Source organism: Terrihabitans soli (assembly GCF_014191545.1).
Classification (GTDB): Bacteria; Pseudomonadota; Alphaproteobacteria; order Rhizobiales; family Methylopilaceae; genus Flaviflagellibacter; species Flaviflagellibacter soli.
Genome location: NZ_AP023361.1, coordinates 692,925 through 709,116, shown reverse-complemented (window position 1 = coordinate 709,116; position 16,192 = coordinate 692,925). Strand labels below are relative to the sequence as shown.

13 protein-coding genes are annotated in these 16,192 nt (G+C 63.3%); 9 read left to right on the top strand and 4 right to left on the bottom strand.

Going from position 1 to position 16,192, the window contains the following annotated elements; genetic code table 11:
• Position 1: 1 nt before the first annotated feature.
• The 3 genes from mnmA to IZ6_RS03650 form a co-directional block, all read right to left on the bottom strand.
• Positions 2–1,159, bottom strand: a complete 1,158-nt coding sequence (gene mnmA, locus IZ6_RS03660; protein ID WP_222876657.1) for a tRNA 2-thiouridine(34) synthase MnmA — start codon at positions 1,157–1,159, stop codon at positions 2–4.
• Positions 1,160–1,249: 90 nt separating this feature from the next.
• The gene (locus IZ6_RS03655; RefSeq protein ID WP_222876656.1) at positions 1,250–1,951 is read right to left on the bottom strand and encodes a flagellar hook assembly protein FlgD; all 702 of its coding nucleotides are present in this window, start codon (positions 1,949–1,951) and stop codon (positions 1,250–1,252) included.
• A 12-nt stretch (positions 1,952–1,963) separates the two neighbouring features.
• Positions 1,964–3,763: a flagellar hook-length control protein FliK gene (locus IZ6_RS03650; protein WP_222876655.1), complete on the bottom strand. Its 1,800-nt coding sequence runs from the start codon at positions 3,761–3,763 to the stop codon at positions 1,964–1,966.
• A gap of 286 nt (positions 3,764–4,049) precedes the next feature.
• Between IZ6_RS03650 and sciP the strand changes: the two genes are divergently transcribed.
• From sciP to flbD, 6 genes are all read left to right on the top strand, one after another.
• Positions 4,050–4,328: a CtrA inhibitor SciP gene (gene sciP / locus IZ6_RS03645; RefSeq protein ID WP_222876654.1), complete on the top strand. Its 279-nt coding sequence runs from the start codon at positions 4,050–4,052 to the stop codon at positions 4,326–4,328.
• A 229-nt stretch (positions 4,329–4,557) separates the two neighbouring features.
• Positions 4,558–6,180: a flagellar basal-body MS-ring/collar protein FliF gene (gene fliF / locus IZ6_RS03640; protein WP_222876653.1), complete on the top strand. Its 1,623-nt coding sequence runs from the start codon at positions 4,558–4,560 to the stop codon at positions 6,178–6,180.
• An 8-nt stretch (positions 6,181–6,188) separates the two neighbouring features.
• Positions 6,189–7,217, top strand: a complete 1,029-nt coding sequence (fliG, locus tag IZ6_RS03635; RefSeq protein WP_222876652.1) for a flagellar motor switch protein FliG — start codon at positions 6,189–6,191, stop codon at positions 7,215–7,217.
• Positions 7,217–7,852, top strand: coding sequence for a FliH/SctL family protein (locus IZ6_RS03630; RefSeq protein WP_222876651.1), 636 nt, complete (start codon positions 7,217–7,219; stop codon positions 7,850–7,852). Before fliG ends, IZ6_RS03630 begins: the two co-directional genes overlap by 1 nt.
• The gene (fliN, locus tag IZ6_RS03625) at positions 7,852–8,175 is read left to right on the top strand and encodes a flagellar motor switch protein FliN (RefSeq protein WP_222876650.1); all 324 of its coding nucleotides are present in this window, start codon (positions 7,852–7,854) and stop codon (positions 8,173–8,175) included. The genes IZ6_RS03630 and fliN overlap by 1 nt, the downstream gene beginning before the upstream one ends.
• Positions 8,176–8,204: 29 nt before the next feature.
• On the top strand, positions 8,205–9,560 hold the full coding sequence (gene flbD / locus IZ6_RS03620) for a sigma-54-dependent transcriptional regulator FlbD (RefSeq protein WP_222876649.1): 1,356 nt from the start codon (positions 8,205–8,207) through the stop codon (positions 9,558–9,560).
• Between the two features lie 31 nt (positions 9,561–9,591).
• On the opposite strand, the gene IZ6_RS03615 is transcribed toward flbD, so the two are convergent.
• A complete protein-coding gene (locus IZ6_RS03615) occupies positions 9,592–11,127 on the bottom strand; it encodes a putative bifunctional diguanylate cyclase/phosphodiesterase (protein ID WP_222876648.1) in 1,536 nt (511 codons plus the stop codon).
• Positions 11,128–11,343: 216 nt separating this feature from the next.
• Here IZ6_RS03615 and sbmA point away from each other — a divergent pair, with 216 nt between their 5' ends.
• The 3 genes from sbmA (at position 11,344) to IZ6_RS03600 (ending at position 15,932) form a co-directional block, all read left to right on the top strand.
• Entirely contained in the window at positions 11,344–12,591 is a 1,248-nt protein-coding gene (sbmA, locus tag IZ6_RS03610; RefSeq protein ID WP_222876647.1) for a peptide antibiotic transporter SbmA, read from the top strand.
• A 138-nt stretch (positions 12,592–12,729) separates the two neighbouring features.
• Positions 12,730–14,229 carry an ATPase domain-containing protein gene (locus IZ6_RS03605; protein ID WP_222876646.1) on the top strand — a complete coding sequence of 500 codons (1,500 nt, stop codon included), beginning with the start codon at positions 12,730–12,732 and terminating at the stop codon, positions 14,227–14,229.
• Entirely contained in the window at positions 14,226–15,932 is a 1,707-nt protein-coding gene (locus tag IZ6_RS03600) for a response regulator (RefSeq protein WP_225873990.1), read from the top strand. The genes IZ6_RS03605 and IZ6_RS03600 overlap by 4 nt, the downstream gene beginning before the upstream one ends.
• Positions 15,933–16,192: the final 260 nt, after the last annotated feature.

Here is a 16,192-nt window from a genome sequence, read left to right as displayed (position 1 = left end):
GTCAGGCAACCGCAAATTCGCTAGAGGCCGGCTCGACTTTCGTTGCCGAAGCGATGACGCCGCCGCCGAGCACGCGCGCCTGAGCTTCCGCGCCGTCATAGATGACGCAGGCCTGTCCGGGCGCAACGCCCTCTTCCGCATCCGCGAACGCGACTTCGATGCCGGATGCGCCGCGCGTCAGAAGCGCCGGCTGCGGGGCGCGCGTCGAGCGCACCTTCACGAATACATTCTGTCCCCGATTGCCGATCTCTTCGTCGCCGAGCCAGTTGACGTCGCGCAGCACGATCTTCGGCGTCGCCAGAGCTTCGCGCGGACCGACAATCACGCGATGCTTGCGCGGATCGAGACCGACGACGAACAGCGGCTCACCGACGCTGAGCCCGAGGCCGCGGCGCTGGCCGACCGTGTAATGCATGATGCCCTTGTGCGACCCGAGCACGCGTCCATCGACATGCACGATCTCGCCCGGCTCGCCGGCTTCCGGCTTCAGGCGTCCGACAATGTCGGAATAAGAGCCCGTCGGGACAAAGCAGATGTCCTGGCTGTCATGCTTGTCGGCGATGTGCAGTCCGAATTCGCGCGCCAGTTCGCGCGTCTCGGTCTTGGTGAGATCGCCGAGCGGAAAGCGAAGAAGGTTCAACTGCTCGCGCGTCGTGCCGTAAAGGAAATAGCTCTGGTCGCGATCGGGATCGGCGGCGCGATGCAGCGCCCGGCCGCCGCCGGGCAGCGCGCGCGACGACACATAATGGCCCGTGGCCATGACGGCGGCGCCGAGTTCACGCGCCGTGCCGAGAAGATCGGCGAATTTGATCTGCTGATTGCACTCGACGCAGGGGATCGGCGTCTCGCCCGCGGCATAGCTTGCGGCGAACCGGTCGATAACCTTCGTGCGGAAGCGCTCTTCATAGTCGAGGACATAATGCGGAATGCCGATAGCGTCGGCGACTCTGCGGGCATCGTAGATGTCCTGGCCCGCACAGCAGGCGCCCTTGCGATGGGCGGCCGCGCCGTGATCGTAAAGCTGGAGCGTGACGCCGACGACGTCATAGCCTTCACGCTTGAGCAATGCCGCAACGACCGACGAATCCACGCCGCCCGACATCGCCACGACGACACGATTCGTCGCGCGGGGTCCGGAAAGGTCGAGGTCGAAAGCCATGGGCCACCAGGGTCAGTTTGGAGGCCGGAATGTAGGCGCTTCAGCCGCCACGTGCCAGAGGCATAAGGCCTCCCCTTTCGGGGAGTGGCGTTAAGTATCCGAGCTGTCGTCCGCCGGCGGTGCGGCAGGCGGCGTGACCACCGATTTGATATTGGCCAGCTTGACCCGGATCGTATCGCCGATCTTCAGCACCGGCTCACCGTTCTCGAGCTCAACGCCGGTAACCTTGCCCTGGATGTCGGTTGTGGCCGTCACAGGCTGACCCTTGGCGTCGCGGGCAACGACCTGGATCGTATAGAAGCCGTCCGGCATGACCTGGCCGCTCGAGCTCTTGCCCTGCCAGGCATAGACGTTGTTGCCCTTCGTCAGGTTGATGTCCTGCGTGTAGACCTGATTGCCGGCGGCATCGGAGACGACGATCGTCGTCTGCGGCGCTTCGGATCCGACATTGATGTTCCACACCGCGCTCTGTTCATCGAGCACGGTGGTTGCGCCTTCGGCGGTGATCTGTTTGCCGATATAATCGACGGCGCCCGTGAGGCGGCTCGTATCCATCACCTGAAGCAGCGCGGCGAGCGTCGAGTTCGTCGAGATCTGCTGTTCGACGCCGGCGAACTGCACGAGCTGCTGGGTGAACTGGTTGGTATCGAGCGGATCCAGCGGGTTCTGGTTCTGCAACTGCGTCGTCAGGAGCTGAAGGAAGCTCTGGAAATTGTCAGCGATCTGCGCCCCGCCGCTATAGGACTGAGCGGTAATGGGAGGGGCGGACGTTACACCGTTGAGACCGGCCATGACGATACTCCTTTACACACGTAGATCGAAGCCACCCGGACCGCGAAGTGCGGCACGGTAGGCGCTATCGGCAACATGCCGGACCGGTTCTTCTTCGGTCTCGGCGGGATCAGATGATTGCTGCAGCTGACGCTGCTCCTCGAATTTCGCCTGACCGTCGCGCTGATCTTTCAGAGAGAAGGACAGCGAGTTCTGTTCGGATTTGAAGCCGGCATCGTGCAGCGCACGTTCCAGCGCGCGCTGGTCGGCCTTCAGCAGATCGAGCGTTTCGGTCTTCTCGACCATAAGACGCGACGTCACGCGGCCGTCCTTATCGACGTCAATACGAACGTCGATACGGCCGAGTTCCGGCGGGTCGAGGCGGACCTCAAACCGCGTGACGCCGCGCTTAACCTTGGAGACGATCTCGCTGGCAAGCTGCGGAATTGCCGTTGCCGGCAGGTTTTGCGACTGCTGCTGCACGCTTTTCGCCGCAAGTTCGGTCACGGCGGGCTTGTCATTGACCGGCACAGGCGCCTGAGAAGCACGCGTATCGGCCTGCTGGACAGGCTTCTCCGCCGGAGCGGGACGCTCCGCTACCGGTTTTTCCGGCGCGGGCTTTTCGTCCACGGAGAGTTTGGGATCGGCGGCCTTCACATCGGAAGGCGCATCAGGCGCGGCCGCAACCGGCTGCGCTTGAGGCTCGACGGGCGCCGCGGGTTTTGCCGGCGCGGGCGCCGCCTCCGGCTTCTGCGTCAATACGGCAAGCGCGCCATCGGCGGCCTTGGCCTTGGTTTCAGGATCGGCGGCGAGAACAGGCTCGGCCGGGACAGCGGGGATCTCGGCATCCGGCGTCGCCACTGTCTGCGTGAGCGGAGTAATCGTGGGCGCAACAGCGCGCGGCGGCGGTGTCACGCTGGCGGGCGCCGAAGCATCGCCGTCTTCATATGCATCTTTCGAAATGACGGCGCCGGCCTGCGCCTGCACCGAAATCACATCGGGATCGGACGCGATGTCCTGCAGAGCCGCCGGGATCGGGGCGCTCGGCGCTGCCGTCACAGGAGGCGCAACGGGTTTCGTCACCGCGGCGGCAATATCTTCAGCGGCGGGCAGAGGCGCGCGCGGCGCCAGTGCATCCACCACTTCTTTCGGCAGATCGGGAATGGTGTCGCCCGTGCTCAGCACCGGCGGCAGAGAGGAAGGCGGCGGAGCGCCGGCTGCGGACGCGCGGCCTTCGAGCAGCGGCGCCGTATCGGGCTCGGCATCCGCCAGCGGCATCTGCGGCATGTCCGGCGGCGTCTCGGTCGAGACCGCAAGAGTAAGAGCTGCGTCTTCCGTCACCACGGGCGCGACAGGAGCAGCCAGCGGCGCAGGCGCGATAACGGGCGCGGCAATAACAAGATTGGGATCGGTCACACCGTCCGGCGCGGCATCGGGCGTCTCGCCCTCGCCTTCCGCCGGGATTTCGCCGGTGAGAACCGGCGCGGTCACAACGCCATCGGTCGCGGGAACCGCCGCGCCGGGAATAACAGGTGTCTCGACGGCCGCATCGCCTTCCGCCGGCGGGGCCGGCAGAAGAACGGCTTCAAGGCCGATCACAGCTTCCGTCTGGATGCGGACCGGCAGCTCCGGAACCCCGGCACCGATCTCTCCCGGCACGGGTATGGCAATTCCCGCCTCCCCCGTCGCCGTCTCGGCGCCGGCCCGGAAGGCTTTAAGAGCCTCGGCAAAGGCGCCGCCATCGGCGGTTTCGGAAGTCGCGACGACCCCGCCTGCCGCGGTTTTCGGCATTTGAGGGGTCGGAGACAGAAGATCAGCCAAAGTTAAAGACATGCGGCGCACCTTATTGCGCGTCGTGTCTCGCAAGCCCTGTTCCACCCCGTGCCGGAACAGTCATCCTATTGAAATATCTTACTTTTGTTCCGGAATGCCGGTCTCTTCCCGGCGTCTCACGGAGGTTTCGGCCCGGCAGAAACTGCCGCCTGCGGCAAGTCCTGCCCGGCCCGGAAGGGGCAACCCCTCTATTGGTGTAAGCCCCTGATTCTACAGCTTAGGCAAATTTTAAATCGCGATAGGTAGTCTCCCGGAAATTCTGGTCAGTCTTCGTTGCGAGTATCCCATGACCGAACTGCCGCGTTCCAAGGTGAAATACGTTATCGGCCCCGATGGAAGCCCGCTTACAATTGCGGATCTTCCTCCGACCGATACCAAGCGCTGGGTCATCCGCCGCAAGGCGGAGGTGGTGGCCGCGGTGCGCGGCGGCCTGCTCTCCCTTGAGGAGGCATGTGCCCGCTATACCCTTACGGTGGATGAATTTCTCGGCTGGCAGGCATCGATCGACCGGCACGGCCTGGCGGGTCTGCGGACGACGCGGATCCAGCAATATCGCGTCGGCTGAGCCTTAACGCGAATTCATAAAGATTACTTAAGTTTTACACGACGCGGGTCCGAAAAGGCCCGCGTTTTTCTTTTCTTAATCCCCACCTCTCTGCGGCAGGCTCGGTCCATGAGCGACCTTAACGCGCGCGTTAACCAGCCGTTTACCCAACACCCGGCAATTTCTGCCGGGTAGCGCCGCGCTGCGTTGGTGCTGCAGGGGGCCGTGTCATCAGCCACGGATCAAAAGCTTGGGCGGATTTATCGATTTCCTGAAAGGTCTCGGCGCACCGCGGCTCGTTGCCATGCTGGCCGTGACATTGTCGCTGATCGGGTTTTTCGGCTTCGTGGCGCTCAGGGTTTCGGACGCCGGCCTGGTGCCGGTCTTCTCCGACCTGACGCTTCAGGACTCGTCCGCCGTCATCAAGGAACTCGAAGCCCAGAACATTCCCTACCAGACCTCGCGCGACGGCTCGACGATCATGGTGCCGAGCGAATCGGTCGCCCAGGTCCGCATGAAGCTCGCCGAACAGGGCCTTCCCTCGGGCGGCGGCGTCGGCTGGGAAATTTTCGACAAGGGCGACGGCCTTTCCTCCACGAGCTTTCTTCAGAACGTAAACCGGCTGCGCGCCCTGGAAGGCGAGCTTGCCCGTTCGATCCGCTCGCTCGACCGCGTTGCGGCGGCGCGCGTGCATCTCGTCGTGCCCGAGCGTCCGCTGTTTGCGCGCGATGCGCCCAAGCCCACCGCTTCCATCGTGCTGCGCGTGTCCGGCGATCTCGGCCAGGGCCAGGTGCGTGCCATCGTCCATCTCGTCGCCTCCGCCGTGCAGGGCCTCGATCCGGAAGCGATCTCGATCGTCGATGAAACCGGCCGCCTCCTTGCCGACGGCGCCAATATGGACAAAGACGGCCTGCCCTCCGGCGCGCAGGAGCGCGAAGCGGCGTTTGAGCGCCGGGTGAAGGATCAGGTGCAGGGCATTGTCGAGCGCGTTGTCGGTGCCGGCCGCGCCCGCGCCGAAGTGAACGCCACGTTCGACTACTCCAAGGTCACCAACACCTCCGACACTTTCGATCCGGACAGCCGCGTCGTCCGCTCGACGCAGACGAGCGAAGAGAAGAACGACAGCACCGAAGGCCCCGGCACCGTTTCGGTGTCGACGCAGCTTCCGAACCAGCAGGGCTCGAACCCCGCCGATCCCGCCGCCGCCTCGCGCGAAAAATCCGAGAAGGCCAACGAGACCGTCAATTACGAGATCTCGCGCTCGACGCGCACGGAGGTTCTCGAAGCCGGCCGCCTGAAAAAGGTCTCGGTCGCCGTTCTCGTTGACGGTATTTACGCCAGCGACCCGTCCGGCTCGGTCACCTATGCGCCGCGCGCTCAGGAAGAGCTCGACCGCATCGCCGCCCTTGTCCGCTCCGCCATCGGCTTCGATCAGGGCCGTGGCGACCAGATCGAAGTCGTGAACCTGCGCTTTGCCGAACCGCCGGGCGTGCGCCCGATCGACGATGCGGCCGGCTTCGCCTCGCTCGGCATCACCAAGAACGATCTGATGCAGGTGATCGAGATGATCGTTCTCGGCATTGTTTCGCTGCTCGTTCTCCTCCTCGTCGTCCGTCCGCTGGTGCGCCGCATCCTGACGCCGGAACAGCGCGCCGCACTGCCGGCTCTCGCTCCGACCGTCTCGCCCTCCTCGCCGCTTGAGCAGGCGCTGGCTCCCGCCAGTCCCCCCGATCCGACCGCCCGCATGATCGAGCTGTCGCAGGTGAACGGCAAAGTGCACGCCCAATCGCTGCAGAAGGTCGGCGAACTCGCCCAACGCAACCCCGCCGAAACCGTTTCCATCATCCGCCAGTGGCTGGCGGAACCCGCGTGAGCTGACCCATGGCCCTCCCCGCCCATCTCGCCCCCGCCAAAAAGACGATGAACGGCGCCTCACGCGCCGCCATGCTGATGCTCGCGCTCGGCGAAGAGCACGGCGCTGGGATCTGGAAGCAGCTCGACGACGACGAAATCCGCGACATCTCCCACGCCATGTCGACGCTCGGCACGATCGATGCCGAGAACGTCGAGACCATGATGGTCGAGTTCGTCTCGAAAATGTCGACAACCGGCGCACTGATGGGCAATTTCGATTCCACCGAGCGTATTCTCGGCGGCTTTCTGCCTAAAGATCGCGTCACGCAGATCATGGAAGAAATTCGCGGTCCGGCCGGCCGCAATATGTGGGAGAAGCTGTCCAACGTTCAGGAACAGGTTCTCGCCAATTATCTGAAGAACGAATACCCGCAGACCGTCGCCGTCGTGCTGTCGAAGATCCGGCCCGAACATGCGGCACGCGTTCTTGCGATACTGCCCGACGAGTTTGCGCTCGACGTCGTCAAGCGCATGCTGACCATCGAGAGCGTGCAGAAGGACATCATCGAGCGCGTCGAAGAAACGCTGCGCACCGAATTCATGTCCAACCTTTCGCAGACGAGCCGCCGCGACGCGCACGAAATGATCGCGGAAATCTTCAACGCCTTCGACCGCCAGACGGAAACGCGTTTCCTGACCGCGCTCGAAGAAGAAAACCGCGACAGCGCCGAACGCATCAAGGCGCTGATGTTCACCTTCGACGACCTGATGCGCCTCGACACCGCCTCGGTGCAGACGCTGCTGCGCAATGTGGCGCGCGACCGTCTCACGGTCGCGCTCAAGGGCGCGACGCAATCGGTCCGCGACTTCTTCCTCGGCCATATGTCGCAGCGCGCCGGCAAGATGCTGCAGGACGATATGCAGGCCATGGGCCCCGTGCGCCTGCGCGATGTGGATGAGGCGCAGTCGCACATGGTAGCGGTCGCGAAAGATCTCGCCGCCAAGGGCGAAATCCTCATTACCAAAAACCGCGGCGACGACGAGCTGGTGTTCTGATGATCGGCGCCAAACCCTTCCTCTTCGATCGCGACTTCGACGGCCGCCGCCGCAGCGAAGAAATGGTGCCGATGTCGCGCCATCTCGCGGAGATTTCCGAAGCCGAGCAGCGCGCCTTCAAATCCGGTTTCGCCGAAGGGCGCGCCGAAGCGCTCGACCAGCAGCCTTCGCGCATCGCCTCCGCGCTCGAAAAGCTCGCGGTGCAGGTTTCACTCGAGATCGCCCGTTCCGATGCGCGCGCGATGGCGCAGGAGATCGAAGCCATCGAGCTTGCGCTCGAGCTGGCGCGCAAGCTCGCGGGCCACGCCATCGGCCGCTACCCGGCGTCCGCCATCGAAAGCGCGGTGCGCGAATGCTTCTCCGAAGCCCGCACCGCCCCGCATGTCGCCGTGCGCGTGCATGAGAGCCTTGTCGATGACGTCAAAGCCCATCTCGGCGCACTGGCGGCCGAACGCGGCTTTGCCGGCAAGCTCATCATTCTCGGCGAGCCCGAAATTGCGCCGGGCGATGTGCGTCTCGAATGGGCCGATGGCGGTGTCGTGCGCGAACGCGCCGTCATCGAACAGGCGATTGAACGAACGATTCATAATCATATCGCGTCGGTCGAGACCTCGGCCGCGCAAGGAGATAAGTGATGAGCGATGATCTTCCGCTTCCCGATCTGGAGGCGCAGCCCCCGGGCGGCCCGACGGAAGACAATAGCGGACCGAAGACCGCCGACGATCTCGAAGCGGTTTTCGACGTTCCCGTCTCCGTCTCGGCGGTGCTCGGCCGCACCAAGCTCGAAGTCGGCGAGCTGATGAATATGCGCCCCGGCACCGTGCTCGAACTCGATCGCCGGGTCGGTGAGGCGATCGACATCTATGTGAACGACCGCCTTGTGGCGCGCGGCGAGGTCGTCCTCGTCGAAGAGAAGCTGGGCGTAACCATGACGGAAATCATCAAGAGCGAGCGCTGAGCGCCGCCTCCAACTGAGGAGTAAGAGCCATGCGGCTCATGATCGTCGGAACCCTTTCGGGCCAGCTCACGCAGGCGACCAAGATCGCTATGGATCGCGGCGCCAAGGTCACCCACGCCGAGAATGTCGAGCAGTGCCTCCGGGTGCTGCGCGCCGGACGCGGCGCCGACCTTCTGATGGTCGATGTGGGCCAACCGATCAGAGAACTGGTCCGCGCCCTCGAAGAAGAACGCATCCATGTTCCGCTCGTCGCCTGCGGCATCGAGAACGATGCGAAAGCGGCGGTCGCGGCGATCCATGCCGGCGCCAAAGAATACATCCCCCTGCCGCCCGATCCCGAACTGATCGCGGCTGTCCTCGCGGCTGTGGCCGAAGACCGCCACGAGATCGTCTTCAAGGACGAGGCGATGAAAGTCGTCGTCGATATGGCGGCGCAGATCGCCAAATCCGACGCCTCGGTCCTGATCACCGGCGAGAGCGGCACGGGCAAGGAAGTTCTGGCGCGCTACATCCACAATCGCTCCAACCGGGCGCATGCGGCGTTCATCTCGGTCAACTGCGCGGCCATTCCCGAACAGCTGCTCGAGTCCGAACTCTTCGGCCATGAGAAGGGCTCGTTCACCGGCGCAGTTGCCCGGCGCATCGGCAAGTTCGAAGAGGCCGATGGCGGCACGCTGCTGCTCGACGAAATTTCAGAAATGGATGCAAGGCTCCAGGCCAAGCTGCTGCGCGCCATACAGGAACGCGTGATCGACCGCGTCGGCGGCCAGCGTCCGGTGCCGGTCAATATCCGCATTCTGGCGACGTCGAACCGCAATCTGGCCGAAGAGGTCAAGAAGGGCACCTTCCGCGAGGATCTGCTCTACCGCCTCAATGTGATGAATCTAAAAATCCCGCCGCTGCGCGAACGCCCGGCGGACATCGCGCTGCTGTCGGATCATTTCGCAAAAAAATTCGCCGAGGCCAACGGCCTGCCCTACCGGCCGATCTCCGCGGATGCGCAGAAGGAACTCGCCCGTGCCCGCTTCCCGGGCAATGTCCGCGAACTCGAAAATACCATGCATCGCGCCGTGCTTCTGGCGAATGGCCCGGAAATCGGTGTCGACTACATCCGCTCGCCGGACGGCGCCCGCATGGACGCGCATTCCGGCCCGGCCCAGCAGGCGGCCCTTGCCGCCGAGGCGGCGACGCGGTCTCTCGTCGGCCTGACCGTCGAAACGGTCGAGCGGGCGCTGATCCTCGATACGTTGAATCACTGTCTCGGCAACCGGACGCATGCCGCGAATATCCTTGGCATTTCCATCCGCACGCTGCGCAACAAGCTGAACCAGTACGCCGCCGAAGGCGCCAATATCCCGCCGCCCGCAGCAGGCCAGGCGGCTTAACGCGCTTTAAGAAAGAGAGAAACCGCGCCGCTCAGGCGGCGCGGATGCTCGCCCCGAACCCGGCATAGGCGGCAATGTCTTTCGCGGCCATCGGCCGGGCGAAATGATAGCCCTGCGCATGCGAGCAGCCCGCGGCGCGCGCCAACGTCAGATCGGCCTCGGTTTCGATACCTTCCGCGACGACCTGCCGGTCGAGCCCGTGCCCGAGCTGGGCGATGGCCGAGACGAAGACGCGGTTGGCATGGTTCGACGCCATGTCCTGCACCAGCCCCTTGTCGATCTTGATCACATCGATGGGAAAATCGCGCAGATAGGAAAGGCCCGAATAGCCCGAGCCGAAATCGTCGAGCCAGATGCCGATGCCCAGCGCGCGGAGTTCGCGCAAATGTTCGGCCTGCCCCGCCATCTCATCCATGATGACGCCTTCGGTGATCTCGATGGCGATGTTCTGCGGACTGCAGCCGGTCGCGAGGAGGCATTTCTTCACCATGTCGAGAAAGCCGCGCGCCTTGAGCTGAACCGGCGAGACATTGATCGAGACCTTCAGCCCCGGCCAGTGTGCGGCGTCGGCACAGACGCGGGCGAACACCCAGTCGCCGAGCTTCTCGATCAGGGATGAGCGTTCGGCGATCGGAATGAAATCGGCCGGCGAGATCAGGCCGCGCACCGGGTGGCGCCAGCGCACCAGAGCCTCGAGACTGCTGATGCGGCCATCGGTCAGGCCATGGATCGGCTGATAATGGATTTCGAGCTCGTTCATCAGAATGGCGCCGCGCAGCTCGCGCTCGATCTGACGGCGGTAGCGCTCTTCCTTCATAAGGCCGCTGTCGAAACAGGCGACGCGCCCGCGCCCGCCCTGTTTGGCGAGATAAAGCGCAAGATCGGCACATCCCATCAGATCGAGCCGATCGATATCATGCTCCGGGCTCCAGGCCACGCCGATCGAGGCCTCGATCTGGACACTGCGTCCGGACACGGTGACGGCTTCGTTCAAGGCTTCGAGAACGCGGTTGCCCACCGTCTCGCAGATCGATTGCGAGACCGCGCCGGTGAGCATGAAGGCGAACTCGTCGCCGCCGAGGCGGCCGGCATTCTCGACGCCGACTTCGCGGCCGAGCACATGGCCGACACGCTTCAGCACTGCATCGCCGAAAGCGTGGCCGAAAATATCGTTCATCGCCTTAAAGCGGTCGAGATCGACCACAAACAACGCGACCGGCGCGCCGGTCTGGGCGGTCCGGATCTTCGCATTGAGATCGTCGAGGAAGGTCGCACGGTTCAGAATCTTCGTCAGCGGGTCGATGCGGGCGAGAAGGCGCGCCTCTTCGCTCTTCCTATGATGCTCCGTCGCGTGCGAGCGCAGCTCCCGGATCAGGCCGTTCGCATAACCGCCGAACCCGGCCATGAAGACGAGCATGAGCGCGGGGGCGAACCACTCCGCGTCGGAAATCCCAAGCAGCTCAGGATGGAAATCGGCGAGATACCAGAACAGGGAGGTTGAAATCAGACCGAGTGCCAGCACCCAGCGAACCCGAAGGGCCCTGCGATCATACACCGTGAGGTCCACGGAACGCCCCCAACACAACTAAAAGCAACTGATCCGAACGATTGGCACTCTGCTAACCCATTGAAATTAACACGCGATTACGCCCACCGTCATGAATCCGGCACAAACTGCGGCAGGACGCCTCAAAACAGGATGAGCAAAACCTTTCCAAACATTCAGGTGCCGAAGCAGGCGTGAAATGCCATACCGCCAGCGACCTCTTTCAGGAGCAGCCCTTTGTTTGTTTCCTTTTTCCCCCGCCCGAAAATGTTCTTCTGGTCGGTCGCGATCTGGTCCGCCCTGTGTATCGTCCTCTGGTATTCGGGCGGCGCGGATCTGGGCGCTCAATTCGGCCTTACCGCGGGCGAGGCTGGCGAAGTCGGCAGCGTGACCGTGTTCTGGTCGCCGGCCTTTGTCTGGTTCTACATCTACTTCACGGTCGCGGTTCTGCTGTTTGCGCTGTTCTGGCAGCTTTATGCACCGCATCCCTGGGCAAGATGGTCGATCCTCGGCTCGGCGCTGATCCTGTTTCTGACCTATTTCCAGGTTCAGGTATCGGTCGCGCTCAATGCCTGGTACGGCCCCTTCTACGATTTGATCCAGGGCGCGTTCGCGAAGACCGCCGTCGTTACGGCCGATCAATATTACGGGCAGCTCACAACGGTTTCGGGTCTGCTTCTGGTCGCCATCGTCGTCGCGGTGCTCAACGCTTTCTTCGTCAGCCACTGGATCTTCCGTTGGCGCACGGCGATGAACAACTACTACATGACGCATTGGGAAAAGCTGCGCACGGTGGAAGGCGCCTCGCAGCGCGTTCAGGACGATACGATGCGTTTCGCTCGCACGATGGAAGATCTCGGCATCGATCTGGTCCGCTCGGTCATGATCCTCGTGGCCTTCCTGCCGATCCTGATGAATCTGTCGAAGCATGTCGCTGAACTGCCTCTCATCGGGCCGGTGCCGCACGCGCTCGTTTTCGCTGCGATCTTCTGGTCGGCTTTCGGGACGGCTTTTCTTGCCCTTGTCGGCATCAGGCTGCCCGGACTGGAATTCAAGAACCAGCGTGTCGAAGCCGCCTACCGCAAGGAGCTGGTTTACGGCGAAGATAACGCCGACCGCGCCCGCCCGCCGACAGTCAGCGAACTGTTCGGCAATGTCCGGCGCAACTATTTCCGGCTCTATTTCAACTATATGTACTTCAACGTCGCCCGTTACCTCTATCTGCAGGTCGACAATATCTTCCCGCTGATCCTGCTCGGCCCGACGGTCATTGCCGGCGTCATCACGCTCGGCATTTTTACGCAGATCAACAACGCCTTCGACAAGGTGCGGGAGTCCTTCCAGTACCTCGTGAACTCCTGGTCCACGATCGTCGCCCTGCTTTCGGTCTATAAGCGCCTGCGCGAATTCGAAATGGTCATCACGGGCGAAGTTCCGCCGCCGCCGCCGCGGCCGGACCCACTGGAAGTCTCGGCTACTGCCTGACCACTGTGAGTTCAACCGTCCCTTAACCGGCTGGAACAGATACAGAAAACAGGCGCGGCCGAAGGCCGCCGCGCAGATTGCATCCAAAATCGGGGTTTCGCGTTTAGCTCTCTGGACGTTCCAGAGAGGGGCAAAGGCGTGGCCAAGAAGACTTCCGATTTAACCGAGCAGGCGTCGACGGGGATTCACGGCCTCGACGACATCACCTCGGGCGGCTTCGAACGCGACCGCCTGTATCTGCTCGAAGGCTCCCCCGGAACCGGCAAAACCACGTCGGCTCTGAGCTTTCTTCTCGCCGGCGTGAAGAACGGCGAGCGCTGCCTCTATATTTCCCTGTCGGAAACCGAAGAGGAACTACGGTCGAGCTCCCTCTCCCATCATTGGGATCTGAAGGGCATCGACATATTCGAACTCGTGCCGCCGGAAAGCCTGCTCGATGAAAACCAGCAGCAGAGCCTGCTCTATTCGTCGGATCTCGAACTCGGCGAAACCACGCGGCTGATTTTCGAGACGGTCGAAAAATACAAGCCGCACCGCGTCGTCGTCGACAGCCTGTCCGAAATCCGCCTCCTCGCGCAGAGCTCGCTGCGCTACCGGCGTCAGGTTCTCGCCTTGAAGCACTACTTCGCAAAGCACGGCGCCACCGTTCTGCTGCTCGACGACATGACGACGGACACGCAGGACAAGACCGTGCACAGCGTCGCGCATGGCGTGATACGGCTCGAAGAACTGGCGCCCGAATACGGCGCAGAGCGGCGGCGGGTCCGTGTCGTCAAATATCGCGGCCGCAGATTTCGCGGCGGCTTTCACGATTTCACGATCAAGACCGGCGGGCTCGACGTCTATCCGCGGCTTGTTGCGGCCGAACACCGGACGAAATTCGACCGCACGCCGATCTCGAGCGGCAATGCGAGTCTAGATGCATTGCTCGGCGGCGGCGTCGAGCGCGGATCGAGCGCACTCATTCTTGGCCCCGCAGGTACGGGCAAATCGCTGTTTGCGATCTCCTTTGCGGTCGCTGCGATCAAGCGCGGCGAGAAGGCCGCGCTGTTCATTTTCGACGAAGAACTCGGCCTACTCTACGACCGGATGAAGGTTCTCGGGATCGATCTGGAAGGGATGATCGAAGAGGGTAATCTCAGCGTCGTTCAGGTGGACGCCGCCGAGCTGTCGCCCGGCGAGTTCTCGTCAAAGGTCCGGTCCTGCGTCGACGAGCATCAGATCAAGACCATCGTCATCGACAGCCTCAACGGCTATCAGGCGGCGATGCCGGAAGAGAACTTCCTCATCCTGCACATTCATGAACTGCTGCAATATCTGAACCGCCAAGGCGCGACGACCTTCCTGACCGTCGCCCAGCACGGCCTTGTGGGCGATATGAAAGCGCCGGTCGATGTCACCTATCTCGCCGATACCGTGATCCTGCTGCGCTATTTCGAGGCGGCGGGACGCGTGCATCGCGCCGTGTCCATCATCAAGAAGCGCGCGGGCGTTCACGAAAAGACAATCCGCGATTTTGAAATTTCAAAAAAGGGGCTTTCGATCGGCGAGCCGCTTGAGGGCTTCCACGGCGTGCTGCGGGGCGTTCCGAATTTCGTCGGCAAGAACGGACGCCTCATGGGCGATCCCTCGGAATGACAGACGCTCCCCTGTCCGAACGCGTCCTTGTCCTCGCGCCCTCGGGACGGGACGCGGCGATCGCATCCGCGGTGCTGCGGGAAGCCAGCATTGCAGCAGACGCTTGCGCGGACCTTACTGAGCTCTGCGTGCGTCTCGAACAGGAAGCGGCTGTTGCGCTGGTCGTCGAAGAGGCATTGATCGATGCCGATGCGACGTGCCTTTCCGAATGGATCGAGAAGCAGCCGGCCTGGTCCGATTTTCCGTTCGTTGTTCTGTCGCCGCGGGGCGGAGGTCTTGAGCGCAACCCGGCCGCCGGCCGCCTTTTGACGATGCTCGGCAATGTCACCTTTCTCGAACGGCCGTTTCACCCCACCACACTCGTCAGCGTCGTGCGCACCGCCTTCCGCGGACGCCTCAGGCAGTATGAAGCGCGCGAGCGCATGGAAGAGATCAAACGCGGCGAGGCTTTGCTGGAACGCCGCGTCGAGGAACGCACTTCGGAGCTTGAAGCTGCGAACCGCCAATTAGCCTCGCAGATTACCGAGCGTGAAAGGGTGGAATCCGCGCTGCGTCAGGCGCAACGCCTGGAAGCCGTCGGCCAGCTGACATCGGGCGTCGCGCACGACTTCAACAATCTTCTCACCGTCATTCTCGGCAATGTCCGGCAGATGCAGAAAGGCGCGACCGATGCGGCGCAAACGCGCCGCCTCAACATGATGGCGGAAGCCGGAGAACGCGGCGCGAAGCTAACGGCGCAGATGCTGGCCTTCTCGCGCCGGCAGAAGCTCGAACCGAAGCCGGTCGATCTCAACGAGACCGTCGCCAGCATGCGCGATCTTCTGCAAAGCACGATGGGCGGCAGCGTGCGCATCGAGACCGTACTGGCAAAGCGGCTCTGGCCGGCCATGATCGATCCGACGCAGATTGAGCTCGCGATCCTCAATCTCGCGATCAATGCCCGCGATGCCATGGCCGTCGGCGGCACGCTCGCGGTTGAGACGTCCAATGTGTCGCTCGGCGAACCGCGTTCCCCGTCCGAGCCGCCGCCGGGCGAATATATCTGCGTGTCAGTCAGCGATACCGGATCGGGCATGCCCGATGACGTCGTCACCAAAGTTTTCGAGCCCTTCTTTACGACCAAGGAAGTCGGCAAAGGGTCCGGGCTTGGCCTTAGCCAGGTTCTCGGTCTGGCGAAACAATCCGGCGGCGGCGTGCGCATCCAGACCAAGGTCGGCGAAGGGACCTCGGTCAAACTTTATCTGCCGCGAGCGAGCACGGCGACGGAAGTGGAGCCCGCTCCCCCGCCCGCCGCCGTAACGCAACGCGCGTCGGGCCTCACGATCCTCCTGGTCGATGACGACAGCGCGGTCCGTGAAGTGACGCGGAGCATTCTTCAGGATCTCGGCTATGCCGTGGTCGAGGCCGGCAGCGGCGGCGCCTGCCTCGATATGCTCGACACGCACAAGGACATCGATCTCGTCCTGCTCGATTTCGCTATGCCCGGCATGAACGGCGCGGACGTCGCCCGCGAAATCCGCGCCCGCAGCGCTTCAATGCCCATCTTGTTCGCCACCGGCTATGCAGATGCCGACGCCCTGACCGAAGCCGACGAGGACGGGATCGTCCGCAAACCGTTCGTGGAATCCGAACTCGCCGACAAGCTGAGCCGCGCCCTGAACCGCACCCCCGACACCGCCAAGATCATTCCGATCCGGCGCTAAGTCCCGGAACGGCCTGTCTCTTAACCAGCCATTAACCATGCACCCGGCAAATTCTGCCGGGTAAAGAGCCGGACCTGTCTGCGTCCGGCGCGTCATGGTGATTGAAGTCGCGTGCCCCGTACCGCCCGCCGGAAGTTAGGCGAGCCAGGAGGCGCAGATGAATGTCAGTCCGCTCGCGCCGACCCCGACGCCGCATTACGGCTCGTCGTTCCGCCGCGTGCCCTCGGGAGAGAGAATGGCTGACCTCAGCGCCGCGAACG

Coding starts and splice junctions, on each gene's coding strand:
- mnmA (WP_222876657.1), bottom strand. CDS start 1,159: ATGGCTTTCGACCTCGACCTTTCCGGACCCCGCGCGACGAATCGTGTC.
- sciP (WP_222876654.1), top strand. CDS start 4,050: ATGACCGAACTGCCGCGTTCCAAGGTGAAATACGTTATCGGCCCCGAT.
- IZ6_RS03655 (WP_222876656.1), bottom strand. CDS start 1,951: ATGGCCGGTCTCAACGGTGTAACGTCCGCCCCTCCCATTACCGCTCAG.
- flbD (WP_222876649.1), top strand. CDS start 8,205: ATGCGGCTCATGATCGTCGGAACCCTTTCGGGCCAGCTCACGCAGGCG.
- fliN (WP_222876650.1), top strand. CDS start 7,852: ATGAGCGATGATCTTCCGCTTCCCGATCTGGAGGCGCAGCCCCCGGGC.
- IZ6_RS03650 (WP_222876655.1), bottom strand. CDS start 3,763: ATGTCTTTAACTTTGGCTGATCTTCTGTCTCCGACCCCTCAAATGCCG.
- fliG (WP_222876652.1), top strand. CDS start 6,189: ATGGCCCTCCCCGCCCATCTCGCCCCCGCCAAAAAGACGATGAACGGC.
- IZ6_RS03600 (WP_225873990.1), top strand. CDS start 14,226: ATGACAGACGCTCCCCTGTCCGAACGCGTCCTTGTCCTCGCGCCCTCG.
- IZ6_RS03630 (WP_222876651.1), top strand. CDS start 7,217: ATGATCGGCGCCAAACCCTTCCTCTTCGATCGCGACTTCGACGGCCGC.